Source organism: Ruegeria sp. BHSA118, from assembly GCF_059613405.1.
In genome coordinates this window covers 1-26,038 of the sequence record NZ_JBXWSM010000060.1, presented here as the reverse complement: position 1 = coordinate 26,038, position 26,038 = coordinate 1, and the positions used below count along the sequence as shown (strand labels likewise).

The window sequence follows — 26,038 nt, the reverse complement described above, 5'->3', positions numbered from 1 at the left end:
ACTATGGCGGCAATATGGTGAATTCGCTGACCAACGCGATTCAGTTCGGCCTGCTCGACAAAGTTGCCAACGGCAAGGACTTCAAGATCGTCGTGCCGCTGTATTCGGAGCTGATGGCCGCCGGTGCGGGCGAGAACATCAAGGGCGTGCTGGGTTCAATGAACTGGAACTGGCAGTTGCAGGATGAAGGCACCAAAGCCTTCGTGAAATCCTTCGGCGAGAAATACGGCAAGCCGCCGTCCAACTCGGCCCAGACCTGCTATGCCCAGGTTCTGCTGTACGCGGATGCATGCGAGCGCGCCGGTACCTTCAACCCATGCGGCGTCGTCGAGGCCCTGGAAGGCTTTGAGTTCGACGGGCTGGGCAACGGTCCGACCCTGTACCGCGCCGATGACCACCAGTGCTTCAAGGACGTGCTGGTCGTGCGTGGCAACATGAACCCGACCAACGCCTATGACACGCTGGAGATCGTCGAGATCACCCCACGCGCGCAGGTCGAATACGATCCGGAGCATCCGATGTTCGCCGGTGGCGCACTGGGTGAGTGCAACCCGGGCGCATAAGGCCGCGTATCAAAGTCTGGCTGCCAAAATGGTGGCCAGACATCTACAGCAGGGTTGATCCTGTTGTGCCGCTCAATTCACACTGACCAACCCTGAGGTGGGCCAATGGACGCCATCCTATTGCAAATTCTGAACGGTCTGGACAAAGGGTCGGCTTATGCGCTGATTGCGCTGGGGCTGACGCTTATTTTTGGGACGCTCGGCGTTGTGAACTTTGCCCACGGGGCCCTGTTCATGATCGGTGCGTTTTGTGCCGTTACTTTGCAAAAGCTCATGAACCTGAGCTTTGTAACCATCGACGAGAGCCAAACCGACTTTCTTGGCAACCCGCTGAAAGTGGAAACACCTTATGTCGAGGCATGGTTCGGCCCGGAGTTTGGGGCGACGATCATCGACTGGTCCGTTCCATTGGCCATCCTGTTTGCGATCCCGATCATGCTGGCGGTTGGCTATGTGATGGAACGCGGGCTTATCAAGCATTTCTACAAACGCCCCCACGCGGACCAGATCCTTGTCACGTTCGGCCTGGCGATCGTGTTGCAGGAAATCGTGAAGTATTTCTTCGGTGCCAACCCCATCCAGACGCCGCCGCCCGACGCGCTGAGTGGCTCTGTCGATCTTGGCACAATGGTCGGGTTTGATCCAAACGCGATCATCTACCCGATCTGGCGCCTCGTCTATTTCGGCTTTGCGGTTGCCATTATCGGTGCCGTCTTCTCATTCCTGCAATTCACCACCTTCGGCATGGTTGTACGCGCCGGCATGGCGGATCGAGAAACTGTGGGTTTGCTGGGGATCAACATCGACCGGCGCTTTACGATCATGTTCGGTATCGCCGCCGCGGTGGCCGGTTTGGCGGGCGTGATGTACGGGCCGCTCAACCCACCAAACTATCACATGGGGATGGATTTTCTGGTCCTCAGTTTCGTTGTGGTTGTCGTTGGCGGTATGGGGTCTCTTCCCGGCGCGGTGCTGGCCGGCTTTCTGCTGGGCATTCTCGAAAGCTTCGCCTCTACGACCTGGGCCACAACGACGATCCCGGGCATCAACCAAATCATCATCTACCTTGTCGCCATTATTGTGCTGCTCACACGCCCGCGCGGTTTGATGGGACGCAAAGGCGTGATGGAGGAATAATCGATGTTGGGACTGAACAAAAAAGATACCAGCCTGCTGATTATCGTCGGCATCCTAACGATGCTGGCGCCCTTCATCCTGAATCCATTCCCGGAAGGCAGCGCCATGGCGCAATTCAACGCGGGCTATCCGGATCTGATGCAGCGTTTTGTCATCTTTGGCATCTTTGCCATCGGCTTCAACATCCTGTTCGGCCTTACCGGATACCTGTCATTCGGACACGCGGCCTTTCTGGGCGTCGGATCCTATTCCGCCGTATGGATGTTCAAGCTGCTGAGTTACAACATCATCCCGGCCATCGCACTCAGCGTTGTGGTCGCCGGGGTATTCTCATTGCTGATCGGGTTCGTCAGCCTGCGCCGGTCGGGCATCTATTTTTCGATCCTCACGCTGGCCTTCGCGCAGATGAGCTTTGCGTTGGCTTATTCGGTGTTGTCCAACCCCAAGTTCAACCTGACGAACGGGGAAACGGGATTGCAGGTTTACGCGGATGATCCACAGATCCTGCAAGGCGCGAATTCGCCGGACCTGCCGCATCTGTTCGGGCTGCCGATGCGCGCAACCTACACGCTGGACATGGGCGCGTGGAGCTTTGATTTCAACGCGGGGTACTATCTGTGTGCGGTGATCATGATGGTGGTGTTCTACCTGTCGATCCGCATCTTCCGTTCACCTTTCGGGATGATGTTGCGGGCGGTGAAGTCGAACCAGCAGCGGATGAACTATACCGGCCTGAACTCGAAACCCTACACGCTGGCGGCATTTGTCATCTCGGGCATGTATGCCGGCCTGGCTGGTGGGCTGATGGCCGCAATGGACCCGCTGGCAGGTGCCGAACGTATGCAGTGGACCGCATCGGGCGAGGTCGTTCTGATGACGATCCTGGGCGGCACAGGAACCTTGATCGGTCCGGTACTGGGTGCGGGCTTCATCAAGTACTTTGAAAACATCTTCTCGAAGATCAACGACAACGTGTTGCACAGCTGGTTTGCATTCCTGCCTGACGGGCTGGAGGACGCGGTGGTTTTCTTGATCCACCCGTTCATCGGAAAAGGCTGGCATCTGACGCTGGGCATTCTTTTCATGCTTGTCGTTATCTATTTGCCGGGTGGTCTTGTCGAAGGTGGTCAGCGTTTGCTGAACCGGCTCAAGCGCAAGAAATCAAAATCCGACGACGCGACGTCGGGAAAAACGGAACCGGCGGAATAAGGGGCGAGCCATGGCAATTCTAAGAGTCAAAGACGTCAGCAAGCGCTTCGGCGGTCTCAAGGCACTCACGGACGTGAACCTCAGCGTCGAGGAGAATTCGGTTCACGCAATCATCGGGCCCAACGGTGCGGGCAAGTCGACCTTGCTGAATTGTCTGGTCGGCAAGCTCATGCCAGACACCGGGTCCGTATTGTTCGACAACGCGTCGGTCTTGGGGCTTGAACCCTTCCAGATCAACCAGATGGGCATAAGCCGCGTGTTTCAAACACCCGAGATTTTTGGTGAATTGACGGTGATGGAGAACATGTTGATTCCGATCTTCGCCATGCGGGATGGGGCGTTCCGGATGCATGCATACGAGACCATCGCCAACGAAAAGGCTGTTGTTGAACAGGCCGAAGCGATGCTGGAAGAGATGAATATGGCCGACAAGCGTGAGATGCACGCGGCCTCGCTATCGCGCGGCGACAAGCGACGGCTTGAGATTGGCATGTGCCTCAGCCAGAATCCGCGGCTGTTGCTTCTGGACGAACCGACGGCGGGGATGGCGAGGGCGGATACCAACAACACGATCGACCTGCTGAAACAGATCAAGGACGAACGCGACATCACCATCGCGATCATCGAGCATGACATGCATGTTGTCTTCAGCCTTGCCGAACGCATCACTGTTCTGGCCCAGGGGACACCTCTGGTTGAAGATACTCCTGAAAACATCCGCGGAAACCCAAAGGTTCGCGAAGCCTATCTGGGCGAGGCTGCGTAAGGAAAAGCTATGAACGAGAAACCTGACTTTTCGAAAAACGCCAATCTGGCCAGCACCGCCCCTGCGTTTCTTTCCGTTTGGGATATGCACTCCTATTACGGAGAAAGCTATATCGTGCAGGGTGTCAGCTTCAATGTACATGAAGGCGAGATTCTTGCTCTTCTTGGGCGCAACGGTGCGGGCAAAACCTCGACACTGCGTTCGATTGCAAGGGTCGCAGAACCGGAAGTAAGACATGGCGAAATCTGGTTGGACCACAAACCGCTGCACAACATGACAAGCTATGAGGCAGCAGCAGCTGGCCTTGGTCTTGTACCGGAAGACAGGCGCATAATTCCCGGCCTGACAGTCGAAGAAAACCTGCAACTTGCACAGATTGCGCCTCCGATCGGATGGTCCCTTGAACGGCTTTACGAGCTGTTTCCGCGTCTCGGTGAGCGCAGGAAACAGGAAGGGATTACACTGTCGGGTGGCGAACAGCAGATGCTGTCAATCGCCAGAGCGCTTGCCAGGGACATCAAGGTGCTGCTTTTGGATGAGCCGTATGAAGGTTTGGCGCCTGTCATCGTCGACGAAATCGAAAAAACCCTCATACATGTCAAGCAGCAGGGTATGACCACAATCATCGTTGAACAGAACGCTGTGCGCGCTTTGGAACTGGCGGACCGCGCGATCATCCTTGATACCGGCACTATCGTATTCGACGGAACGGCAAAAGAGGTGCTTGAAGACACCGGTCTTCGTGAGGAGTATCTGGCGATCTGAGCGTTGTTCTGATTGGCAAACAGACCCAATGGGCATGACCAGTTCGTGGCTCACCAAGACCTGCGTTCAGGGCAGATTCTGCCCATTCGCGATCAAGGGTGTTTCACCCCGAAAAATGATGGGCGTCGGTTCAAATCTGATTACGGGTTTGCGGCAATAGGTTCTGTCGGGGCTGGGCTGAATGCGCGCCTTGTGGAGCGCGCCCCAAAGGGCGAGGGGGCAAGTTTACAATGCTTCGCGACATCCGCCACTGCGCCGACCAGACGATTGCGCCGCGGTGTTCCGGGTCGTTGTGCAATTGATAAGACAGTCAGGCTCCGGCCCCGAGCTGCAAGTGCCTTCGTCGCAAGGAATGCAAGGTGAACATTCCCCAAGCCAGTCCGGGCAACCGTCTTGATCGTGTGCCCATGGTTTCAATCGGTCTGAAAACGCGCCGACAAAACCTGCGCCCAGAGTGGGGCCGTGGGTCTCGCTTTACTTCCGGCTTGTACTATCCGGCTGGCCCATTCCGGCTTCCGGTTCCCAGCACCTTCACTTCCAGCCAGTGGAACATCAGGGCAATAATACCGGCAACGAGTATGTAGAATACGGCCAGCAGGATGAGCGGCTCGTAGATGATAAACGTGTCGGACCGCACCCGCGATGATACGGCATAGATATCAACCACTGTAATCGTGGCGACCAAGGGGGTCGCCTTTAGCTGTAGTATGGTTTCACCGCCCAAAGTCGGCAGAACATTGCGGATTGCCTGCGGCAACCAGATGCGGCGGAACATTGTCAACCTTGGCATGCCGAACGATTTGGCGGCCTCCAGCTGGCCCTTGGCGACGCCTTTGAAGGCGCCGCGCATAACCTCGCCTTCATAGCCGGCATAAGACAATGTCAGCGCCAAAACCGCATAGGGCCAGGCCTGACGCAGATACGGCCAAAGCTCGGACGATCGTATCCAAGGGAATTGAGGGAACAATGAGCCGAGGCCATAATACAGCAACCAAAGCTGCAAAAGCAGAGGTGTGCCCCGAATGATGGTGCAAAACGCCTTTGCTGGTGCCGCAAGGTACCAGGGCCCAACGGCCTGGGCCAACCCGAGTGGTACGGCCAGCAGAAATCCGAGAACGACGGTGACAACAAGCAGCCAGAGCGTGGTCCAGATTCCCTGCAAAGCAAGCGGTGCGTATTTTGGTAACCAGTCCCATCGCAAAGACATGGCACACCAGATCACGATCCCGGCAAAGATCAGCATCATCACGATACGATGGGGTTGCATCAAGGACCTGAGATCGATCATCTGCCACCTCCTTTCAGAGAAGGTTGACCGCGACGCGCCCATTTTTCGATCCGCGCGAAGATGGCGCCCGAAAACAGGGTGACCATGAGATAGAGAAAACCCGCCGCCAGAAAGAAGGTGAAATAGGCGCGTGTACTGCTGGCGGCCTGCCGGGTTTCCAGTGTCAGTTCGTTGAATCCCACGACCGCGAGCAGGGCGGTGTCCTTGGTGGCGATCAGCCACAAGTTGGCCAGACCGGGTACGGCAAAGCTCATCATGGCGGGAATCGTCACGCGGCGCATGGTCATGAAGGCGGGCATGCCGTAGGATTTGGCGGCCTCGATCTGTCCGGGTGGAACCGCCTGGATGGCTCCGCGCAGAATCTCGGTTGCATATGCGCCCTGAACAACGCCCAGAACCCAAATGCCCGCGGCGACGCCATTGACCTCGACCCTCCCTCCGCCCATTGCAGCAGAGATTTTGTTGATGATGTCAGATCCCACGTAATACAGGATCAGGATCAGGACCAGTTCCGGCACGGCCCGGATCACGGTCGTGTAGATGGCAAGAAGATCGCGTGTGACCTTCCCGCCGTACAGTTTTCCATAGGCACCGAACAATCCGATCACGAGGCCGAGCGCATATGCACCAAAAGCGATCTGCAATGAGTGGGACAATCCGCGCAGCAGATTGCCCCCCCAACCCGGTGGCGACAGCGACAGAAGCTCTGCGCTCTGCGCCAATCCAAGCGATTCCAACAGTCCGGTCACGGCAGCCGCTTAGTAGATGCTGGCCGAGAAATAGTTCGAAGTGATCTTCTCGTGCGTTCCATCGGCAAGAATTGCCGCGATGCCCTTGTTCAGCGCTGCAAGCAGGTCATCATCACCCTTGCGAACACCGGCGCCAACGCCTCGTCCCAGGATGGCCGGATCATCTGCGACGGCGCCTTTGATTTCACAGCATGCCCCGGCATCCGAGTTCACGAAGTCTGCCATGGCGATGCTGTCGGCCTGGGTGGCGTCAATACGACCTGCGAACAGGTCCTGGTTGGCCTCATCCTGAGTCTGATAAACCTTCAGTTCGGAATCCTTGAAATATTCCTGCGCATAAGCCTGGTGGATGGTCGACGCCTGAACGCCGACAACCTTGCCGGCCAGCGACTCGGGGGTCGCTTCGATATCCATCGATTTGTCCGCGACGATGACGGCAGGTGTGTTGTAGTAGGGATCGCTGAAATCAATGGTTTTCAGCCGTTCCTCGGTGATCGACATAGACGCCATGATGGCATCGATCTGCTGTCCGGTCAGCGACGGGATGATACCATCCCAGGCGACCGGCGTGATGACACAGTCAAGTTCCGCAGCGGCGCAGACCGCATTGATGACATCGATCTCCCAGCCGACCCAATTGCCTGAACTGTCCAGCGACGCGAATGGCGGGTAAGGTTCGGCTGCGATGCCGATCTTGACCTCTTCTGCACTGGCGATACCAGCCGAAAGGACAGCGGCGGCAAGGCCGGACGCGAGCAGTTTCTTGACGTTCATTTTGATACTCCCTTTTGGTTCATTTTGTTTTTCTGGTTCAGGCGACCGAGCTGAGGAACTGCTTCAGGCGCTCAGATTTCGGGTTTCCGAAGACCTCGGCAGGTGGGCCCTGCTCTTCGATGCGGCCCTCGAAGAGATAGACAACGTGGTCTGCGACTTCGCGTGCGAATTTCATTTCATGGGTGACAAGCAGCATTGTGCGCCCTTCGGCGGCAAGATCGCGGATCACGGTTAGAACTTCGCCAACAAGCTCGGGATCAAGCGCCGACGTGGGTTCATCAAAAAGCATCACCGAAGGATCGACCGCAAGCGCCCGGGCGATGGCAGCGCGCTGTTGCTGACCACCCGAAAGATAGGCCGGATAGGTGTCGGCCTTGTCGCCAAGGCCCACCCGCGTCAGCAATTCATGCGCCCGCGAGATCGCCTGGGCTTTTGGCACCCTTAGGACATGCACCGGCACTTCGATCACGTTCTCCAAAAGCGTGTGGTGTGTCCACAGATTGAACTGCTGGAAAACCATTGCCAGTCGCGTGCGGATACGTTCGATCTGGCGTCGGTTGGAAGGGCTGCCATCGGTGTGCATTTCAACCGGTTCACCGCCGATGGTTATCTTTCCGGAACTCGGCGTTTCCAGAAAATTAATACAGCGCAGCATGGTGGACTTGCCCGAGCCTGAGCCCCCGATAATGGCAACAACATCCCCCTTGTTTGCGGTCAGGGATACACCTTTCAAAACCTCCAGCGTGCCAAAGGATTTGTGCAGATCCTCAACCTTGATTGCCTCTTCCGGCGTGGTTGCTTTGCGTGCGGGTGATGCTGCTTTGGCTGTGTCCATATCCAAGAATCTTCTGATTTCAGCTTGCAGTAAGCCCCGAATCTCGCAATTATGCAAGTGTATAATAACTCCGTGCCATGGATGACACTGACGTGCAGGACGACAGCCGCAAATTCAAACGTGAGTCTGCCGAGGTTCGCCGCGAGGCGCTGATTCTGGCGACATTGGACCTGATCGCCGAGATGGGCGTTCGGGGTGCCACGGTGCGCGAGATCGCAGCCCGCGCGAACGTGACCCAAGGTTTGATCCGGCACTATTTCTCATCCAAGGACGAACTGGTTCAGGCGGCGTATGAGCACCACATGAATGCGCTGACGGACCAGACGGCTGCGTCGTCAGGAACGGGCAGCGCGGTTTCTCAGTTGACCAACTTCGTCGACGCGTCACTGCGACCGCCAATCGTTGATCCAAGCGCCGTGGCGTTGTGGGCGGGCTTCCTGAACAAGGTGCAGCATGACCCGAAAATGCAGCGCATTCACCAGCGAACCTATGACTATTTCCGGGATCATCTCGAGAAGCTGATCGTCGCTGCGCTGCAAGAAACGGGGCGTTCGGTTGATGCGTCAGAGGCAATGCAACTGGCCATCGCCTGCAACGCGGTGATCGACGGCCTGTGGCTTGAAGGGGGTGCGCTTCCGGATGCGTTTTCCGAAGGCCAGCTGGCGCGGATCGGTTTGGATTCCGTCAGCGCCATCGTCGGGATTCCATTGACCAAAGAGGTGGAGCAGTCATGAAGACCACATCGGTGACAGAACGGTTGGCGGGCTTGGGTGGCGCCAAATGGGGCGTACATCTGAAAGCCCGCGACCTAATCAAGGCCGGAGCGGACATCGTCGAAATGACGATAGGAGAACCGGACGTGCCGGTGCCGGACGCGCTGGTCGAAGCCACCGTTGCCTCATTGCGGGCGCAGCGGACAGGGTACTCCAACGGGCGCGGTGAAGCCGGGCTGCTTGACGCGCTGGCTGCGCGCTATTCTGCCTCTCGCAGGCGGGTTTTCGGGCCCGGGAATTTTCTGTGCTTTCCCGGCACGCAAACCGCCCTTTTCGCAGCCATGGCCGGGGTCGCCGAGGTGGGCGACGAAGTTCTGGTCGGCGATCCGATGTACGCGACTTATGAAGGTGTCATTCGTGCATCCGGGGCCGAGATGGTGCCCGTACCGCTGCGTCCCGAGAAAGGGTTTCGCATACAGGCTGAAGATATCGCGGCCCGCATCACTCCGCGCAGCCGCGCCATTCTGCTGACAACACCACACAACCCAACGGGCGCGATCCTGACGGCCGAGGAGCTAACCGAGATCGGACAGCTCGCGATTGCACATGATTTGTGGATCATCTCGGATGAGGTCTATGAAGAATTGATCTTCGACAGTGCCCGATTTGTTTCACCATTGGCAGATCCGGCACTGGCGGATCGTGTCATTGGCGTATCATCCATCTCGAAATCTCATGCCGCGCCAGGGTTCCGCAGTGGCTGGTGTGTCGGGCCAGCGGCGTTTTGCGAAGCGCTGTTGCCCTATTCCGAGACCATGCTTTTTGGCAATCAGCCGTTCATCGCGGACATGACCGAAAAGGCGATCCGTGACGGGTCCGAGGTTGCCCCCGGGATGGCCGCCCGATTCTCTGGCCGCGCGACCCTGTTGGCCAATCGTCTTGAAGCTGAAACGGATCTGACTGTTCACCGACCCGAGGCGGGAATGTTCGCCCTCATCAATGTCTCTGCCACCGGGCTGGACGGCGAAGCCTATGCCTGGGATCTGCTACAGGCCGGGGTGGCCGTCATGCCGGGATCCGCTTTTGGTGACAGCTTGAATGACTGGGTGCGGGTCGCTTTGACGATCAATGACACGGATTTTGGTACCGCTGTTTCCCGTATCATCGATCACGCCAACAGCAAATCACGCGAGGTCGCATGAGCGGAATGACAGTCGGCGAAGCTCTGGTTGCCGGGCTGCGCCAGCGGGATGTGACCTGCGTCTTCGGAATACCGGGCGTTCACACGGTGGAACTGTACCGAGGGCTTGCCGCTTCGGGCATACGACATGTGACGCCCAGACACGAACAGGGGGCGGGATTCATGGCCGATGGCTATGCACGTGTGTCGGGTAAACCGGGTGTTGCCTTTGTGATCACCGGCCCCGGATTGACCAACACACTGACGCCGATGGCGCAGGCGCGGGCCGATTCAATACCGATGCTGGTGGTGTCCGGCGTCAACAAAACCGGATCGCTTGGCAAGGGTTTGGGGCATCTGCACGAATTGCCAGACCAAATCGGGCTGGCGAAAACGGTTGCTTTGGTGTCCGAACAGGTCACCGGCCCCAGCGCTCTGGCCCCGGTTTTGGACCGTGTTTTTCACGGCCTCAGCAATGGTCGCCACGGGCCGGCGCATATCGAGGTTCCGTTGGATGTCGCAGCGGCGGACTATCAGGAAACAGCAGTCGAGACGCCTGATCCTGATCCTCCGGTCAACCCGGCATTGATCAGGCAGGCCGCAGGGCAACTGGCTGTGGCAAAGAAAGTCGTCATTCTGGCGGGCGGCGGTGCGAAACGTGCCGAGGCGGGATTGCAAGCACTGGCCGAAGCTCTGGATGCCCCGGTTGTGCAAACCGTCAACGCGCGCGGCCTGATGCACGGACATGCTCTGACCGTTCCGGCCAGCCCCAGCCTGAACGCGGTGCGCGCATTGTTGGAAAGCGCCGATTGTGTTCTGGCCTTGGGAACCGAGCTGGGGCCAACCGATTATGACATGTATGCCACCGGTCAGTTTGCGAAACTGTCCGGCCTGATACGAGTTGATCGGTGCAGCGATCAACTTTCGCGGCACGAGGCAGCGATTGCCATTCAAGGTGACGTCGGCCTGGTTTTGCCAGCCCTGTATGAGGCCCTGCCGCAGAGGGCACGGCAAAGCGACGGTGCGGACCGTGCCAGAAAAACGCGCGATGCGGCCTGGCAGGAGATTGGTCCGGATTATCGTCAGCAGGTGGAGATACTGAATGCGATTCGCTCCGCGTCTCCGGATGCTCTGATGGTCGGGGATTCCACCCAGCCCATCTATGCCGGCAATCTTTACTACGACCACGACCGGGCAGGTGGCTGGTTCAATGCTGCAACGGGGTACGGTGCGCTGGGCTATGGCATACCCGCAGCCATCGGCGCGTCGATTGCCGATCCAACGGCGCGGGTAATATGCATCGTCGGTGATGGCGGGGCGCAGTTTTCAATGCCGGAAGCAATGGCCGCAGTAGACGAAAACCTGCCGGTCACTTTCGTGATCTGGAACAATCGCGGGTACCGGGAAATCGCCACATCGATGCAGGATGCAGGCGTGACGGTCATTGGATGCGACCCCTCACCCCCCGATTTTGCAGCAACGGCCAGGTCCTTTGGAATTCCACACACCCGGGTTCCCGATAAACCGCAGGCCATCGCGCAAGCGTTACGCGAAACGGCGTCCATGGACGGGCCCGCGATGATCGAAGTCACCGCTCGGAAATTCGAGCCTCAGAGAGATTGAAACATGTCAGACCCAACTTTTGAGTTTTCCCGCGCCATTACCCGCCGCCCGGCACCAACCATAGCTGATGGATTGCGCGCAGAAGATATCGGAAACCCGGATTTCGATGGGATGACGGCCGCGCATGGGGCATACGTGGCAGCGCTGAAAAGCACCGGGGCCGAGGTGATCGAGCTTGATCCTCTGGATGCGTTTCCTGACGCGCAGTTTGTCGAAGATACGGCCCTGTGCCTGCCGCAGGGTGCTGTGCTGATGCGGCCGGGCGCGCCTTCGCGGATGGGGGAAGTGGCCGAGATCGCCCCGGCACTGCGGGCCTGCTATGAAACGGTCGCACAGATCAAAGGTCCCGGCCATGTCGAGGGTGGAGACATCCTTATAACCGGTCGCGAAATCCTTGTGGGTCGGTCAGACCGCACTGACGCGGAAGGTGTTGAGGAGTTGGCGAAAATCACCTCGGAATGGGGTCACAAACTGCGGGAAGTATTCACGCCCGAGGGCGTTTTGCACTTCAAAACGGATTGTTCGCTGATGGATGCCGAGACGATCCTTGCGACCCGGCGATTGGACGCTTCGGGCTGCTTTGAAGGCTACCGGGTGCTGCATGTTGCTGACGGAGAGGAAGCAGCGGCAAACGCGATCCGGTTCAACAATCTGGTGCTGATGGCTGCTGGTTTCCCTCGCACCGCAGAGATGCTGGACCGCGAAGGCTATGAGGTCGTTGAAATTGACAATACCGATTGTGCAAAGCTTGATGGTGGCATGTCCTGTCTTTCATTAAGGTTCTGAGGGGCAGCTGCCGGGTTCAGGCCCCAGTGGATCGGCGGGTCGGCGTGTTGATGGTTCGAAAGACAAGCGGTGAGCAAGCTTGATCTCTTCCGGTTGGCGGGCGGGCAGGCGGCACTGCTTGAACCCTGTTTGCCAAAGCCCAATGGCTAGGCCCCGCGGTAATAATCGGAGGGCCCTGATCGGGATTGTCTTTCTTGTTCGCATCGGGTCGTGCACCGCCGTTGCCATTGCTGCACATTGCGCGCGCACCGGTGTCTGTCCATCTCTAATGGCCCGAATTCGGAAGCGTCAGTACGCTCGTGAGTGTCGCCGTTGTCGCCAGCACCACCAATACCATCAATGCCTCAACCTCGATGGAGCGGGCGAGGCGGCGCGCTGCCCTGGCCTCTCCATCTTGCATGGCCGGAACAAATCGGAGCTTGTTCGCGGCGGCGAGAATCAACAGCAGCGCCACAAAGAACACTTTGAACAACAGCGCCTGCCCATAGCCAGTGAACAGCAGCCCGTGGAGATTGCCGACAAGCAACCAGGCCATCCAAAGGCCCGCCACGATCAACGTCGGCACAAGCCAAGTGGCAGCTTGCCCAAAGACATGACCGAGCTCAGCTGCATCCTTCAGGTGTTCAGGAGCAAGGGCCATATTCCGCAGCGGGGTGAAGATGCCCACCCAGAATGCTACACATAACAGGTGCAGCAGAAGCAGGAGTTGGATGCCAAAGCTCTCCAGTTCCGGCACGTGCCCGATCTGCGCAAATGACCACAGAGCGACTGTGCCACCCAACAGCGCGACCCACTGACCAAACCGAGGAACGGACAGCCCCACAAGGATCAACGCTGCGCCTGCAAGGCGGTAAACAAGTGCGTCGCCCACGGATGTCTGCCACAACAGGCCAAGCATCTTCGGATCGACCATGCCATCAACCCCGCCTGTCAAGGCGGCTCCCCGAAGCAAGAAGCCAACTGCTGTCGCGACCAGAGCAAGCCATGCCAAGGCCCTGGCATGGCGCGTCACCGCAAGGTTCACCGGCGCGACGAGGTCGGAAAAGAGGCATCCAACAATCACAAGCCCGGCGGAGCCCGCAAAACCGATGTAGAGCATCAGCTTTGCGAGGATCGCGGCGATCGCCCAGATGTCTGGCATGCTCATTCCACGGTAAAGGAAAACTCGCCCTGCATCGCATGGCCGTCTTCACCCAGACCACGCCATTCGATGACATAGATGCCCGTTCCATTGCTCGGCAGTGGGATCGTGAACGCCTGATCAAAACTTGTCTGGCCGCCCAAATCCAGGCTTACTGCCGAGTGTTCCTCATGGGCCATCTCGATCCGGGTCAGCCGGATGTTTTTTGAGAAGTTGAGGCCAATTTCAGCGGGCACATCTGTTATCCTGGCGCCGTTGGCAGGGGTTGTTTCTTCGACCTTGGAATGCGCCAGTGCGCCGTTGGAAAGCGCAACCATAAGCGCGAATGTCATGATCTTCTTCATTGGGTTACCCTCAGTTTATTCCGTTGGCACGCTGGATTTTGCGAATGTAGGCGATCACCATGGCAACGTCACCTCGTGTCAGGCCCTCCACGGGCGGCATGTCGCCAAACTGCCAATGGTGGCTTCTTACACCTTGTGAAACCGCCCTGTGAAAGGCTTCATCCGCATGGTGGCTGGGTTCGTATATTTTGTGGATCAGAGGCGGCCCCGCGCCCTCTACACCGACCCCATTAACGCCGTGGCATGACGCGCAGGAGACCTCAAAAACACGCTGGCCGATTGCGGCATTGCCTTCGATGGTCGGCATCTGAATTGCGACCATGGCGTCGCCATCAAGTGGCTTCTGCGATGTGGCCTCTTCGATTGAACCGGGCCGAAGAGTTACGAAGGCGGCGACGGCAGCAACAGCGCATGCGCCGATTAGCAAGTGACTTTTTTTCATGGATTGGTCCTGACATTTTGGAAGCTGGCAACGCTGCGGCACATCGCGAACAGCCGCACGTGCTGGTCGCTTACATCCGCAGGGATTCGTGCTGCTTCAAACGTCAGGGGGCCTGTAAAGAGCGTCTGGTTCGCTCAGCTCGGTTTGGGTCCCAACGTGGAACTCCGGGTCAATATCGCGCTGACCCTCGGCAACTTCACCGACTTGGAACGGCAATGCAACGGCTTGGCAGATAAAGGGATCGCACTCTCCGGTTTCTGAACTTTCAGGGTCATGATGATGACCTGAAGCCGAGACGTCACCGCTCGTTGCCAATGCAGAGGTTTCAGCAGGTTGCATATGGTCCTCACAGTGAAGGCCCACGCAACCGTTCGACAGCGCGTGCGCAACACCGCCAATGCCGGTCAGGATGACCAGAACGCCAACCAATAGAACAAGTGAGTATCGCCGGATGACCATGGTGCCGGACGTTACTGCACGCAAGCGCACGATACAACGCCATACAATTTATCGCCCCGAAACAGGGTCGCTCAATTGTGGTCTGCGATGCAAAAAAGCAAGCCGTGTCTGCGATGCGGTCTTGTGCATTGCATTCTCGCCATAGTCTTCATTGCACAATTCGCAGTATCGGATGGTATCAATCATGCGCTTCCTCTGAGATTCTCTGAAAGGGCCGAGTTCATTCCGCGCGGTTTGCCCTTGCCAAAGCTCTCTTGAGACCCCGGGCATCATTGTGCGTAGCTCATGCCCGACAGTTATATTCGCTTTGTTATTGTGTCGCCGCGCATTGCAAGACGCCGTGCCAGAGTATCAGCCTCTTTAGAGTATCTCGTACGCAAAGACATCCGAGGGGTCCTGCGTGTAGTGCTTGGTCTGGTGTGGGGTTTTGGTCTTGTGTCGGGTAGTGGCCAACGAAAGTAATGGTTGCCATGTCTAGACAGCGAAAGCCGCGCATACAGCTTGGTTTTGTGTCACACCTGCGTGTCACACCGCTCTGACGCTTGCAATCTGGTTGTTCTGCTAGGTTTTGGTGGAGCCTAGGGGAGTCGAACCCCTGACCTCTTGCATGCCATGCAAGCGCTCTCCCAACTGAGCTAAGGCCCCATCCGGGTGCCGCTGGTGCGGTGGACGGACGTTTAGGAGACAGTGGCGTCGAGTGCAAGTCAAAAAATGGAGTTGAACGCGAATTTCCGCACCAAGCTGTCCGTGGAACGAAAAAGGCGACCCTGTGGTCGCCTTTGACGTGATCAGTTGTCGTCTTCCGAAGACATGTCGGTGATATCATCCAGCGAAACGTCATCGCTGGTGTCGTCATCGTCATCCAGCAGATCGTCATCCAGGTCGACGTCGACATTGTCGTCGTCATCCAGGACCAGATCCTCTTCCGACGCGTTTTCACGCGCCTTGACCGAGGCGGCATCTTCTGCATCTGCCGCGATCATGCGGCTTTTGGATGTTTCAAGCTCCACGATCTCGCCAGTGTAGGGGCTGATGATCGGGTCCTTGTTCAGGTCGTAGAATCGCTTACCGGTGGTCGGGCAAACGCGCTTTACGCCCCATTCTTCCTTGGGCATGTCAAATCCCCTTGATATCAGGTGAGTTGTCTAAATGATTCAGCTCACCTGCCACAGGCAGAGGGCACTGTCAAAGTCTTTGCGCAAGAGAGGTCGCGATATGGGAGAGCATGCATTGCCAGGGACACCGCCGGTGCCACTGAGGCTGCGCAAATCCGCCCGGGCGCGGCGCATCAGTTTGCGAATTTCTCAACTGGATGGCCGGGTTACGCTGACCTATCCGGTCGGTGTGCCTGAATCCGAGGCGCTGGGTTTCGCACGCACCAAGGAAGAGTGGATTCGCCAGCATTTGCAGGACAGGCCGGAATCGGCCGTGGTGCAGTTCGGACAGAAGATACCGATTGAAGGCGTTGTCCGGCGAATCGTGCCCGCGAAGGGTCGGCGTGTTCAGTTGCTGGCGGGCGAGGTCGCAGTGCCCGAAGGGGCCGAGGCGCGCAGATTGGCCCGGTTTCTGAAGGAATTGGCGCGGGACCGATTGATCGGCGCGTGTGATGATTACGCGGCAATGCTGGGGCGGTCGTACAGCACGCTCAGCCTGCGCGACACGCGGTCACGCTGGGGATCATGCAGTTCGCAGGGTGGGTTGATGTTCTCGTGGCGCCTCATTCTCGCGCCGACCGAGGTGCTGCACTATGTGGCCGCACACGAGGTGGCGCATCTTGTCGAGATGAACCACTCGCCCGCGTTCTGGGAACAGGTGGAAAGCATTTTCGGCCCCTATCAGCAGCCCCGCCGCTGGTTGCGTGACAATGGGGCAGAGCTGCATCGTTACAGGTTTGACGCAAAGCCGAGTTGACCTTGTGCTGTTTTGTGATCACATAAGCGGATGTTGAGCACGCGCCCGTCTGACACCCAAACTGCCACTCATGACCGGGTGTACCGGGTCCTGAGATCTCGAATCATGCATGGTGAGATGGCACCGGGTCAGGCGCTGACCTTGCGTGGCATCGGCAAGGAATTCGGCGTCTCGATGACCCCGGCGCGAGAGGCCGTGCGCCGTCTGGCCGCCGAGGGGGCTTTGTTCCTGTCCAATTCCGGCCGGGTCTCGACGCCTGAATTGACCAACGACCGGATAGAAGAATTGGCGGCCTTGCGCGCGCTGCTGGAAGTCGAGCTGGCCAGCCGGGCTTTGCCCCGGGCGCATATTGCGCTGATCGACCGCTTGCAGACCATCAACATGACCGTTGCCGAGATGGTGACCAAGCGGGACGCGGTTGGGTACATCCGTTCAAATCTGGAATTTCACCGCACCCTTTACCTGCGCGCTCAGGCGCCCGCGATGCTGGCCATTGCCGAAACGGTCTGGCTGCAACTCGGGCCGACGATGAGGGCGCTTTACGGGCGTCTCAGGCGCACTGAACCACCGCATTATCACAAGCTGATCATTGCTGCCCTCAAGGCCGGGGACGAACCGGGCTTGCGCCTGGCGGTCCGCTCGGACGTGACGCAGGGATTGCGCTTGCTGGTGAGCTAAGCGGCATCCCGCCGACATTCCCGCGCTCACTGCGCAAGGTTTCACGGTTCTGGCCTGTTCAATCCGACTGGGTTACTCTTGAGGCAAATCACAAACAAGAGCAGACCTCAGTCATGATTACTCGCCGGACTTTTTCCATTTGCCTTGGATCAACATTGTTGGCCGCCTGCACGGGTGGCGGTGCGCCATCCAGCACGCCTGCATCGCGTATGCGGGCGGTTCCCAATGCGGGTTGGGATGCCTGGGTTGCCGGGTTCAAGGGCCGGGCGGCATCGCAGGGAATTTCACAATCCACGATTGACCGCGCCTTCCAAGGGGCAGGGTACCTGCCCGATGTGATCGAGCGTGACCGCAATCAGGTAGAGTTCAAGCGTTCGCTCGAAGATTATCTGGCCATTGCCGCTTCGGACGAACGGATCAGCACCGGCCAGAAGATGCTGCGGCAATACAACGGGACGCTGTCGCAGATCGAGGCGCAGTACGGGGTGGACAAGGAAATCGTCGTTGCAGTCTGGGGGCTGGAAAGCCGCTATGGCGCGCGTCGCGGCGATGTGCCCGTTGTGTCAGCTCTGTCGACACTGGCCTATGATGGTCGGCGTGGTCAGTTCTTTGAAAGCCAGTTGATCGCAGCGCTGAAGATCCTTCAGAATGGAGACACCACGCCTGCCAACATGACCGGCAGCTGGGCCGGTGCGATGGGGCATACGCAGTTCATTCCAACCTCTTACCTGGCCTATGCCGTGGATTTCACCGGCGACGGGCGGCGCGATATCTGGTCGGACGATCCGACGGATTCGCTGGCTTCCACCGCTGCTTACCTGTCGCGTGCAGGCTGGGTGCGGGGGCAGCCCTGGGGGGGCGAGGTCGGAACCGTTTCCGGTACACCGGTCGCCGTGCTGCAACCACAGAAACCCGGGCCGCGCATTGCCGTCTTCCGCAATTTTCAGGTCATCAAGCGCTATAACAATTCGGACAGTTACGCGATCGGGGTTGGTCATCTGGCGGACAGAATCGCTGGTGGCGCGCAATTTCAGGCCTCGTTCGGGCCAGATGCAAACGGTCTGACATTGGACGACCGCAAGAATTTGCAACGTCGGCTGACATCTCAAGGGTATGACACGAAAGGCGCGGACGGGGTGATCGGCAAAAACACGACGTCTGCCATCAGCGCGTATCAAAGCGCCAATGGCCTGGCAGTCACCGGAGAACCCTCAGTTGCATTGTTGCGCAGGTTGGGTGGCTGACGATTACGCCGCCAACCCTTTCGAGCCGATATCGAGGAATTTTTGACGGCGGTCCTGTATCAGGGTCGCCGCGTCCTTGCCGCCCAGTTCCGCCAACATATCGGTGAGAGCTGCGCGTACAGCCTCGACAGCGGCCGGACGATCACGATGCGCACCGCCCTTGGGTTCCGGGATGATCCGGTCACAAACGCCAAGCTTGTGAAGGTCCTGAGCGGTCAACCGCAGCGCCTCGGCCGCTTCACGCATCTTTTCTGCATCTTTCCAAAGGATCGATGCGCAACCTTCCGGCGAAATTACCGAATAGACCGAGTGTTCCAGCATTGCCACGCGGTTGGCGGTGGCAAAGGCCACAGCCCCGCCCGAGCCGCCTTCGCCGATGATGACCGACACCAGGGGCACGCCGATCTTCAGGCACATCTGGGTCGACCGGGCAATCGCTTCGGATTGACCGCGTTCCTCGGCGCCTTTGCCGGGATAGGCGCCCGCGGTATCGATGAGGGTGATCACCGGCAGTCCAAATCGCCCGGCCATCTCCATCAGGCGCACGGCCTTGCGATAGCCTTCGGGACGGGCCATGCCGAAATTGCGTTCGATCCGCGATTTGGTATCGCTGCCTTTTTCATGACCGATCACCATGACGGGTTGATCGTTGAAACGTGCAAGCCCGCCGATCACGGCCAGATCATCGGCAAAATTGCGATCTCCGGCCAGAGGGGTGAATTCGGTGAACAGTGCGTCCACGTAATCCTTGCAATGCGGGCGTTCCGGGTGACGCGCCACCTGGCACTTCCGCCAGGGTGTCAAGTCGCGATAGAGTTCATCCAGCAGCTTGGAGGCTTTGGCATCCAGCGCGGCGGCTTCTTCGGCCACATCCATTTCTTCGTTGGCACGAGCCAGCGCGCGCAGCTCTTCAGCTTTGCCTTCAATCTCGGCCAGCGGTTTTTCGAAATCCAGATACTGGGTCATGATGCCTCTCGTCGCGGAAGTTCTCCGCTATATGAACTTGCAACCAGAGGATTGCAACATGCGGCACATGCCACTTGGGAACCGCCACAGGTTGGATTACTTCACGGGGACATAACTTGATGGCAATCCATCGGAGTCTGCATTCACCATGTAATATTGGTTTTCGCCGCTGTCCCAGACCAGAAACGCATCAGCGCCCTCGGGTTTCGTCTGCTCGCCCCATGGAGCTTGTATGGTCAACGCATCGTCTGTTGCATAGCCCAATGCGGACACACGCAACATTTCAACCGGTGTGGTCTTGAGCGCACCGACCATGCCATGGGTTCGATCTTCGAACATGGTTTTGACCTCGGGCGCTAGATCCAGCCGTTCGATCAGACGTGTGTTCTTGGCGGCAATATCTTCCAGCGGAACAAGTTCATATTTCTCGTCAAATGTGTCCTTGCCGATAATGTAAAAATCCGGACCCTCTTTGTTGAACTGAAGCGCAATGATCGAGCCGGTATTCTGGGCCAGATAAGCCTGATCGTATCCTGTGGCATCCACCGAGCCGAGATTGCTGCGGACAGCGTCGGGAATGTCCTCGAACTGGTCACTGGTCAATTGCCACCCCAGGATCGGCAGATCCTTTACATAAGCCTCGGCTGCGGGATTGTGCTGACTTACCCGCTCGGCAATCATGGATTGTGTCTGGACCTCATCGGACTGAGCAAAAGCGGGTGCGGCAACAATCAGTGTCGCGGCAAAAAGGCAGCGGGCAAGGCGGATTGGTTTTGTCATGACAGTCCCCGGAAATGGCAGGAGTCGCGTTGATACAAACGTGGGCAGACGCTTTTGGCGTGTCGTCATTGTCTCAGACAGGCCGCGAAAAGTCAGCAAGAATTGTGGAATGTTGATGTGCATCCTTGGCTGGGCGGAACGGAGAATGGCAGCCGACCGCAATCAGGGTCGAAGGCCCGTGTTCTGAGTGGGTTGGCCCGAATCCTGATGTTTCCTTCAGGGACCTGCCGCTTGGCATCTTGGATGATACTGCCGCCTGGTCCCGGTTTCACTGACACTGGACGGAGAAACTGCGTCCGAGGTTCTGCTGACCGAAATCTTCCAGCCGCTGAGGCAAATCAACCGGGCCAGAGAACCGGGTAAAGCGAAACCACAAGCAGCACAGCCATTGTCCAGTTGAACGCAACCAGCCTGCGCGGGTTCGTCAGTACCCGCGACATCTGCTGTCCGAGAAAGGTCCATGTGCTCACCGATGGCAGGTTGACCGCCCCGAAAACCAACGCAACAAGGACAATCGCATACATCGTCCGATCTGGCGTATAGGCCGTGGTGGCGGTCAGGGCCATGGCCCAGGCTTTTGGGTTAACCCATTGAAACGCTGCGGCTTGCAGGAATGTCATCGGCACGCCGGTCGCCTCGGCGTTGTTTGCCGGCGCGGCATGCGCGATCTTCCAGGCCAGATAGAGCAGATAGATCACCGACAGGACCTTCAGCACTGAATAGCTGACCGGGTACCGGTCAAAGACCTGAACCAGCCCCGCACCGACCAGCAGCACCATGAGCGTGAAGCCAAGGCCAATGCCCAGCATATGCGGGATCGAACGCCGAAAGCCGAAATTCGCACCGGATGCCATCAGCATCAGATTGTTTGGCCCGGGTGTAATGGATGTCACGAAGGCAAAAGCGATGAGCGCCAGAAGGATGTCGTAAGTCATACTGCGAAGTATCGTCCGGCCGGCAGCAAATGAAATTGCTTTTTCGTGCGCATTTCCGCTATTTCTGCAACTTATGATGAAGAATGATCAGATAAATCGCCAGATATTGCACGAACTGACCCGTGATGGGCGCATCAGCAATCTGGAATTGGCCGAACGGGTCGGGTTGTCGCCGTCCGCCTGCCTGCGTCGCGTTCAAGAGCTTGAGAAAGCCGGCGTGATCACCGGCTATCGTGCGGTTCTGAACCCGGCGGCGATGGGTGTCGGCTTTGTCGCCTATATCGGGGTCGGTCTTGGCGAACACACGAAAGCGGCGCAGGAGGGGTTCGAGCGGGCCCTGCAACAAGCCCCCGAAGTGGTCGAATGCCACAACATCACCGGTACGATCGAATACCTGCTGCGCGTCGAATGCGCCGATCTGCCGTCCTATAAGACCTTCCATACCGAGGTGCTGGGAACGTTGCCGCATGTCACGTCGATCACATCCTATGTGGTCATGGGGTCACCCAAGGATCTGCGTGCTTAGCCACTGCAATTGTGAAGCCACACTCTCTTGCAGCGCAAATTTTCAGGGCCTAGTGTCATTGTAATGACGCTGCCAGGGGATACGCCCAGCCAAAACGGCACGCAAACAGGGAGATTACGATGAAACTCGTTCGAACAGTGGCGACCGCCGTTGCCATGTCGGTCATTGCCGGGGCCGCTTTGTCTGCCCCGCTGAAACTGCAACCTGCAAATCCGCAGCCGTCTCCGAAGGCGGGATTGAACGTCAAATACTTTGGTACGGGCAATCAGCACAAGAAGATCCGGGATCTGAGCCAGGCAAAAAGCATGCTGTCTCAGGCCAAGCCCGGAAAGCCGTTGCGCGGGTTGGATTACAGGGACACCAGCACGGGTGAGAATGTCTTGACCTTCGACGAAGCCTACAACGTTGCCGTCGAGGTCACAGGATATATGAGGTTTGACTCACCTGGCGTTTACGAGCTGGAAACGTGGTCGAATGACGGGATAGAAGCTTCGGTTGGTGGTCAACAGATTGGCCGCGTAACTGGTATTCAGGGCTGTGAAGCCAATCAACGCACCGAAGTGGAAGTGCCCAAGGCGGGCTGGTATCCATTGAAGATCGTCTATTTCCAGAAACTGGGAACCTCTTGCCTGATGATGAAGTCAGGAAAGAAGGGGGAACGCTTCACATGGACGCCCAATGACGTTTTTGGCCGTTGAGGAATTCATGAAAGGGCGCTCGATGGAGCGCCCTTTTTTATGACTTAGCTGCCCGCCGCAATCAGTTCGGCCTGTGCCACGATCACTTCCGCCTGTTTGATCGAGGCGATGTCAACCAGACGGCCTTTATAGACGGTTGCGCCCTCACCGTTGGCTTTGGCCTGTTCCATTGCGGCCAGGATTTCGCGGGCCTCGGAAACGGCCTCATCCGACGGGGTAAAGACCTGATTGGCCAATGCAATCTGCTTGGGGTGGATCGCCCATTTACCGACCATGCCCAGTGTGGCCGAGCGTTTCGCCTGAGCGATGTAGCCTTCGTCGTCGCTGAAATCCCCGAATGGCCCATCCACTGGCAAGACGCCATGGGTGCGGCAAGCGGCGACGATGGCGGCCTGCGCCCAGTGCCACGGGTCGGACCAGTGTTTTTCACCCTCGCGCAGCATGTAATAGTTTTCCTGTGTGCCGCCGATGCCCGTGGTCTGCATTCCCATCGAGGCGGCAAAATCCGCGGCCCCAAGGCTCATGGCCTGCAACCGGGGCGAAGAGGCTGCGATCTCTTCCACATGCGCGATACCGGCAGCGGATTCGATAATGACCTCGAAGCTGATCGGTTTGGTCCGGCCCTTGGCGCGTTCAATGGCGGTGACAAGGGCATCCACGGCATAGACATCCGATGCGCAGCCGACTTTGGGAATCATGATCTGGTCCAGACGGTCGCCTGCCTGCTCCAACACGTCGACAACGTCACGATACCAATAGGGGGTATCCAAGCCGTTGATGCGAACGGACATGTATTTGTTGCCCCAATCAACAGTGTTCAGGGCTTCGATGACATTGGCGCGAGCGATGTCCTTGTCCGAAGGCGCAACCGAATCCTCAAGGTCAAGGTTGATCACATCCGCAGCAGAAGCTGCCATTTTCGGGAACAGTTTGGTATTCGATCCCGGACCAAACAGTTGGCAGCGATTGGGTCGTGCAGGCGCGGCGGGTTGGATGCGAAAGCTCATCTGGACCTCGTGTGGGTAATGAAATTGCGATTTTCTCGCTCAAAGAGGTATTAAATTGCGCAACCTGGCGCAAGGGAGATTGTGCATCTGCGGCAATGCGGTTGCAGAACGCTGCGGGCCAGCAGATGGGAAGTGGTGATTAAAGTTTAATCACTTTAAAAACTTCGAAGAATTTTGCGTCTTACGTGTCAACGGCGCAAGAATGTCGCGTACCTGCCGTGTTTGGCGGAGCAAAACGCGAAACGCTCGTTTAAACGCTTCTCTAGCTTAGGCCGGAATCAAAGGAGTGACCGCAATGATCGAGACACCGTACCTGCTGTTTTTGGGCGATGCGCCCGACCAATTGGCGGCCAAAGTGGCTGTGGGCATCAAGGATTGGCGCCCGGAAAACGCCGTCGGCCAATATCGTATGGACGGCTGCAAGGCTGATCTGGGTCTGAAAGATATGACCCTGACCGAAGCGAAAGAAGCCGGTGCCAAGACGCTGGTGATCGGCGTGGCAAACCGCGGCGGTGTGATCAGCAACGCCTGGAAAGAAGTTTTGATTGAAGCGCTGGAAATGGGCTTTGATCTGGCTTCGGGCTTGCACAACCTGCTGCGCGATGAAGGTGATCTTGTTGCCGCGGCACAAACGCATGGCTGCACCTTGCATGACGTGCGTGTGCCGACTGTCGGATACCCGATCGCAAATGGCCGCAAGCGCACTGGCAAGCGTTGCCTCGCAGTCGGAACCGATTGCTCGGCGGGCAAGATGTACACGGCGATGTCGATGGATGCCGAGATGCGCAAGCGCGGCATGAAATCCACATTCCGTGCCACGGGTCAGACAGGCATCCTGATCACCGGGCAGGGTGTTCCGCTGGACGCGGTCATTGCAGACTTCATGGCTGGCTCGGTCGAATATCTGACACCGGACAATGACGAGGATCACTGGGACCACATTGAAGGGCAGGGGTCGCTGTTCCATGTCTCTTATTCAGGTGTGACCATGGCGCTGATCCATGGCGGGCAGCCCGACGCACTGATCCTGTGCCACGAACCGACCCGGACCCATATGCGTGGTCTGCCAGAGTATTCCCTGCCGACACTGGCGCAATTGCGTGACACGGCCCTGCCGCTGGCGCGGATTGCAAATCCGGCCTGTCAGGTTGCGGGTGTGTCCGTCAACACGCAGAACCTGAGCGAAGACGATGCCAAGGCTTATTTGGCCAAGGTCGAGGAAGAGCTGGGTCTGCCCGCAACCGACCCGTTCCGCTTCGGTGCCGGTAAGCTGGTGGACGCGCTGACCGCAATGTGATCTGAACAATGCGCCGGTGGCGGGATTGTTCCGCCTCCGGCGTGAGTATTTGGGAAAAGATGAAGGAGCGGGTGCGTGCAGATAGAGGTCTCTCGCGATGTGTTTCAGTTGGCGCAGGTGTTTACCATCTCGCGCGGGTCACGGACCGAAGCAAAGGTGCTGACAGTGCGGGTGGCGGACGGAACGCATCAGGGCTGGGGCGAATGCGTTCCTTATGCGCGTTATGACGAAACGCTCGAGTCGGTCGAGGCCGAGATCGCAGGTCTGCCTGATGAGTTCAGCCGTCGGTCGCTTATGGATCTGCTGCCTGCCGGCGCCGCCCGGAACGCCGTGGATTGTGCTTTGTGGGATCTGGAAAGCAAGCGCGCGGGGAAACGCGCCTGGGATCTGGCGGGCCTGCCGGTGCCTGGACCTGAGATCACGGCCTATACATTGTCGCTGGACACACCCGAGGCAATGCAGGCGCAGGCGGCCGCGAACGCGCATCGCCCGCTTCTGAAGATCAAGCTGGGCACGCCCGATGATATGCCCCGGCTTGAGGCTGTGCGCGCCGGTGCTCCGAACGCCAGGATCATTGTGGATGCGAACGAAGGCTGGTCGGCCGAGGTTTACGCCGACCTCGCCCCGCATCTGGTGCGTCTGGGCGTGGCGTTGGTGGAACAGCCCTTGCCCGCAGGAGATGACGACGCACTGATTGGAATGAAGCGCCCGGTGCCTGTCTGCGCCGACGAGTCCTGCCATGATCGCACCAGCCTGCCCGGGCTGAAGGGGAAATACGATGTCATCAACATCAAACTCGACAAGACCGGTGGCCTGACCGAGGCGCTTGAACTGCGCAAAGCCGCAAGCGCGGAAGGGTATGACATCATGGTCGGCTGTATGGTTGGCAGTTCGCTTGCCATGGCGCCCGCAACGCTGTTGGCGCAGGGTGCGATGGTGACGGACCTTGACGGCCCGCTTCTGTTGGCCGAAGACCGCGACACCCCGCTGATTTTTGACGACGCCGGAGTTCACCCGCCCGAAGCGGCGCTCTGGGGCTGAGGAGACAAACATGACCCGAACCGTTTATGTAAATGGCGAATACCTGCCCGAGACCGAGGCCAGGGTATCCATCTTTGACCGTGGCTTCCTGTTTGCAGACGCGGTTTACGAAGTGACCAGTGTACTGGATGGCAAGCTGATCGATTTCGAGGGCCACGCGGTGCGCCTGAAGCGGTCTCTG

29 protein-coding genes, 1 tRNA gene and 1 pseudogene are annotated in these 26,038 nt (G+C 58.2%); 17 read left to right on the top strand and 14 right to left on the bottom strand.

Going from position 1 to position 26,038, the window contains the following annotated elements; all coding sequences use genetic code 11:
• From AC2FNN_RS16480 to AC2FNN_RS16460, 5 genes are all read left to right on the top strand, one after another.
• On the top strand, positions 1 to 563 hold a 563-nt coding region (locus AC2FNN_RS16480; RefSeq protein WP_496759583.1), incomplete at its 5' end, for an ABC transporter substrate-binding protein.
• Positions 564 to 668: 105 nt separating this feature from the next.
• Entirely contained in the window at positions 669 to 1,700 is a 1,032-nt protein-coding gene (locus tag AC2FNN_RS16475; RefSeq protein WP_496759582.1) for a branched-chain amino acid ABC transporter permease, read from the top strand.
• Positions 1,701 to 1,703: 3 nt separating this feature from the next.
• Positions 1,704 to 2,909: a branched-chain amino acid ABC transporter permease gene (locus AC2FNN_RS16470; RefSeq protein WP_496759581.1), complete on the top strand. Its 1,206-nt coding sequence runs from the start codon at positions 1,704 to 1,706 to the stop codon at positions 2,907 to 2,909.
• A gap of 10 nt (positions 2,910 to 2,919) precedes the next feature.
• Entirely contained in the window at positions 2,920 to 3,675 is a 756-nt protein-coding gene (locus AC2FNN_RS16465) for an ABC transporter ATP-binding protein (RefSeq protein WP_170346000.1), read from the top strand.
• Positions 3,676 to 3,684: 9 nt separating this feature from the next.
• The gene (locus tag AC2FNN_RS16460; RefSeq protein ID WP_496759580.1) at positions 3,685 to 4,440 is read left to right on the top strand and encodes an ABC transporter ATP-binding protein; all 756 of its coding nucleotides are present in this window, start codon (positions 3,685 to 3,687) and stop codon (positions 4,438 to 4,440) included.
• A gap of 490 nt (positions 4,441 to 4,930) precedes the next feature.
• Here AC2FNN_RS16460 and AC2FNN_RS16455 read toward each other — a convergent pair whose 3' ends face one another.
• Genes AC2FNN_RS16455 through AC2FNN_RS16440 form a run of 4 tightly spaced genes read right to left on the bottom strand, consistent with a single transcriptional unit; the run spans position 4,931 to position 8,086 of the window.
• The gene (locus AC2FNN_RS16455) at positions 4,931 to 5,728 is read right to left on the bottom strand and encodes an ABC transporter permease (protein ID WP_496759579.1); all 798 of its coding nucleotides are present in this window, start codon (positions 5,726 to 5,728) and stop codon (positions 4,931 to 4,933) included.
• Positions 5,725 to 6,477: an ABC transporter permease gene (locus AC2FNN_RS16450; RefSeq protein ID WP_152459071.1), complete on the bottom strand. Its 753-nt coding sequence runs from the start codon at positions 6,475 to 6,477 to the stop codon at positions 5,725 to 5,727. The genes AC2FNN_RS16455 and AC2FNN_RS16450 overlap by 4 nt, the downstream gene beginning before the upstream one ends.
• Positions 6,478 to 6,486: 9 nt before the next feature.
• Positions 6,487 to 7,251: a transporter substrate-binding domain-containing protein gene (locus AC2FNN_RS16445; RefSeq protein WP_171634594.1), complete on the bottom strand. Its 765-nt coding sequence runs from the start codon at positions 7,249 to 7,251 to the stop codon at positions 6,487 to 6,489.
• Between the two features lie 37 nt (positions 7,252 to 7,288).
• Positions 7,289 to 8,086, bottom strand: a complete 798-nt coding sequence (locus tag AC2FNN_RS16440; RefSeq protein WP_496759578.1) for an ABC transporter ATP-binding protein — start codon at positions 8,084 to 8,086, stop codon at positions 7,289 to 7,291.
• 77 nt (positions 8,087 to 8,163) lie between these two features.
• On the opposite strand from AC2FNN_RS16440, the gene AC2FNN_RS16435 reads away from it, so the two are divergent.
• From AC2FNN_RS16435 to AC2FNN_RS16420, 4 genes are read left to right on the top strand one after another with little or no spacing between them, the layout of a single operon-like run.
• A complete protein-coding gene (locus AC2FNN_RS16435; RefSeq protein WP_496759577.1) occupies positions 8,164 to 8,820 on the top strand; it encodes a TetR/AcrR family transcriptional regulator in 657 nt (218 codons plus the stop codon).
• Positions 8,817 to 10,001, top strand: coding sequence for a pyridoxal phosphate-dependent aminotransferase (locus AC2FNN_RS16430; RefSeq protein WP_496759576.1), 1,185 nt, complete (start codon positions 8,817 to 8,819; stop codon positions 9,999 to 10,001). Before AC2FNN_RS16435 ends, AC2FNN_RS16430 begins: the two co-directional genes overlap by 4 nt.
• Entirely contained in the window at positions 9,998 to 11,602 is a 1,605-nt protein-coding gene (locus AC2FNN_RS16425; RefSeq protein WP_496759574.1) for a 5-guanidino-2-oxopentanoate decarboxylase, read from the top strand. The genes AC2FNN_RS16430 and AC2FNN_RS16425 overlap by 4 nt, the downstream gene beginning before the upstream one ends.
• A 3-nt stretch (positions 11,603 to 11,605) precedes the next feature.
• Entirely contained in the window at positions 11,606 to 12,388 is a 783-nt protein-coding gene (locus AC2FNN_RS16420) for a dimethylarginine dimethylaminohydrolase family protein (RefSeq protein ID WP_496759573.1), read from the top strand.
• A gap of 265 nt (positions 12,389 to 12,653) precedes the next feature.
• On the opposite strand, the gene AC2FNN_RS16415 is transcribed toward AC2FNN_RS16420, so the two are convergent.
• From AC2FNN_RS16415 to AC2FNN_RS16390, 6 genes are all read right to left on the bottom strand, one after another.
• Positions 12,654 to 13,529 (bottom strand): CopD family protein, encoded by an 876-nt coding sequence (locus AC2FNN_RS16415; protein WP_496759572.1) that lies wholly within the window; start codon positions 13,527 to 13,529, stop codon positions 12,654 to 12,656.
• Positions 13,530 to 13,531: 2 nt separating this feature from the next.
• On the bottom strand, positions 13,532 to 13,873 hold the full coding sequence (locus AC2FNN_RS16410) for a copper resistance CopC family protein (RefSeq protein ID WP_496759571.1): 342 nt from the start codon (positions 13,871 to 13,873) through the stop codon (positions 13,532 to 13,534).
• Positions 13,874 to 13,883: 10 nt separating this feature from the next.
• Positions 13,884 to 14,315 (bottom strand): c-type cytochrome, encoded by a 432-nt coding sequence (locus tag AC2FNN_RS16405; RefSeq protein ID WP_496759570.1) that lies wholly within the window; start codon positions 14,313 to 14,315, stop codon positions 13,884 to 13,886.
• 96 nt (positions 14,316 to 14,411) lie between these two features.
• Positions 14,412 to 14,804 (bottom strand): hypothetical protein, encoded by a 393-nt coding sequence (locus AC2FNN_RS16400; protein WP_496759569.1) that lies wholly within the window; start codon positions 14,802 to 14,804, stop codon positions 14,412 to 14,414.
• 539 nt (positions 14,805 to 15,343) lie between these two features.
• A tRNA-Ala gene (locus AC2FNN_RS16395) sits at positions 15,344 to 15,419 on the bottom strand.
• Positions 15,420 to 15,562: 143 nt separating this feature from the next.
• Entirely contained in the window at positions 15,563 to 15,889 is a 327-nt protein-coding gene (locus AC2FNN_RS16390; RefSeq protein WP_496759568.1) for a TIGR02300 family protein, read from the bottom strand.
• A 100-nt stretch (positions 15,890 to 15,989) separates the two neighbouring features.
• Between AC2FNN_RS16390 and AC2FNN_RS16385 the strand changes: the two genes are divergently transcribed.
• The 3 genes from AC2FNN_RS16385 to AC2FNN_RS16375 all read left to right on the top strand — a co-directional run bounded on the left by AC2FNN_RS16385 (position 15,990) and on the right by AC2FNN_RS16375 (position 18,607).
• A complete protein-coding gene (locus AC2FNN_RS16385; protein ID WP_496759567.1) occupies positions 15,990 to 16,685 on the top strand; it encodes a M48 family metallopeptidase in 696 nt (231 codons plus the stop codon).
• Positions 16,686 to 16,715: 30 nt separating this feature from the next.
• Positions 16,716 to 17,363 carry a GntR family transcriptional regulator gene (locus AC2FNN_RS16380; RefSeq protein ID WP_496759566.1) on the top strand — a complete coding sequence of 216 codons (648 nt, stop codon included), beginning with the start codon at positions 16,716 to 16,718 and terminating at the stop codon, positions 17,361 to 17,363.
• A 113-nt stretch (positions 17,364 to 17,476) separates the two neighbouring features.
• A complete protein-coding gene (locus tag AC2FNN_RS16375) occupies positions 17,477 to 18,607 on the top strand; it encodes a lytic murein transglycosylase (protein WP_496759565.1) in 1,131 nt (376 codons plus the stop codon).
• A 3-nt stretch (positions 18,608 to 18,610) separates the two neighbouring features.
• Here the strand turns inward: AC2FNN_RS16375 and AC2FNN_RS16370 are convergent, their stop codons facing one another.
• From AC2FNN_RS16370 to AC2FNN_RS16360, 3 genes are all read right to left on the bottom strand, one after another.
• Positions 18,611 to 19,573: an acetyl-CoA carboxylase carboxyltransferase subunit alpha gene (locus tag AC2FNN_RS16370; RefSeq protein ID WP_496759563.1), complete on the bottom strand. Its 963-nt coding sequence runs from the start codon at positions 19,571 to 19,573 to the stop codon at positions 18,611 to 18,613.
• Positions 19,574 to 19,669: 96 nt separating this feature from the next.
• Positions 19,670 to 20,353 (bottom strand): hypothetical protein, encoded by a 684-nt coding sequence (locus tag AC2FNN_RS16365; RefSeq protein ID WP_496759562.1) that lies wholly within the window; start codon positions 20,351 to 20,353, stop codon positions 19,670 to 19,672.
• A 338-nt stretch (positions 20,354 to 20,691) separates the two neighbouring features.
• Entirely contained in the window at positions 20,692 to 21,288 is a 597-nt protein-coding gene (locus tag AC2FNN_RS16360; protein ID WP_496759561.1) for a LysE family translocator, read from the bottom strand.
• 73 nt (positions 21,289 to 21,361) lie between these two features.
• On the opposite strand from AC2FNN_RS16360, the gene AC2FNN_RS16355 reads away from it, so the two are divergent.
• Together AC2FNN_RS16355 and AC2FNN_RS16350 are read left to right on the top strand one after the other, a co-directional pair.
• Positions 21,362 to 21,814, top strand: a complete 453-nt coding sequence (locus AC2FNN_RS16355; RefSeq protein WP_496759560.1) for an Lrp/AsnC family transcriptional regulator — start codon at positions 21,362 to 21,364, stop codon at positions 21,812 to 21,814.
• Positions 21,815 to 21,933: 119 nt separating this feature from the next.
• Positions 21,934 to 22,512, top strand: a complete 579-nt coding sequence (locus AC2FNN_RS16350) for a PA14 domain-containing protein (RefSeq protein ID WP_496759559.1) — start codon at positions 21,934 to 21,936, stop codon at positions 22,510 to 22,512.
• Positions 22,513 to 22,556: 44 nt separating this feature from the next.
• Here AC2FNN_RS16350 and AC2FNN_RS16345 read toward each other — a convergent pair whose 3' ends face one another.
• Positions 22,557 to 23,519, bottom strand: coding sequence for an L-malyl-CoA/beta-methylmalyl-CoA lyase (locus AC2FNN_RS16345; protein WP_425078863.1), 963 nt, complete (start codon positions 23,517 to 23,519; stop codon positions 22,557 to 22,559).
• Between the two features lie 295 nt (positions 23,520 to 23,814).
• On the opposite strand from AC2FNN_RS16345, the gene dgcN reads away from it, so the two are divergent.
• The 3 genes and pseudogenes from dgcN to AC2FNN_RS16330 form a co-directional block, all read left to right on the top strand.
• Complete coding sequence (gene dgcN / locus AC2FNN_RS16340) at positions 23,815 to 24,816, top strand: N-acetyltransferase DgcN (protein WP_496759558.1); 1,002 nt, start codon at positions 23,815 to 23,817, stop codon at positions 24,814 to 24,816.
• Between the two features lie 75 nt (positions 24,817 to 24,891).
• A complete protein-coding gene (gene dgcA, locus AC2FNN_RS16335) occupies positions 24,892 to 25,857 on the top strand; it encodes an N-acetyl-D-Glu racemase DgcA (RefSeq protein ID WP_496759557.1) in 966 nt (321 codons plus the stop codon).
• Between the two features lie 10 nt (positions 25,858 to 25,867).
• Positions 25,868 to 26,038, top strand: a pseudogene (locus AC2FNN_RS16330) (D-amino acid aminotransferase); the annotation flags it as partial.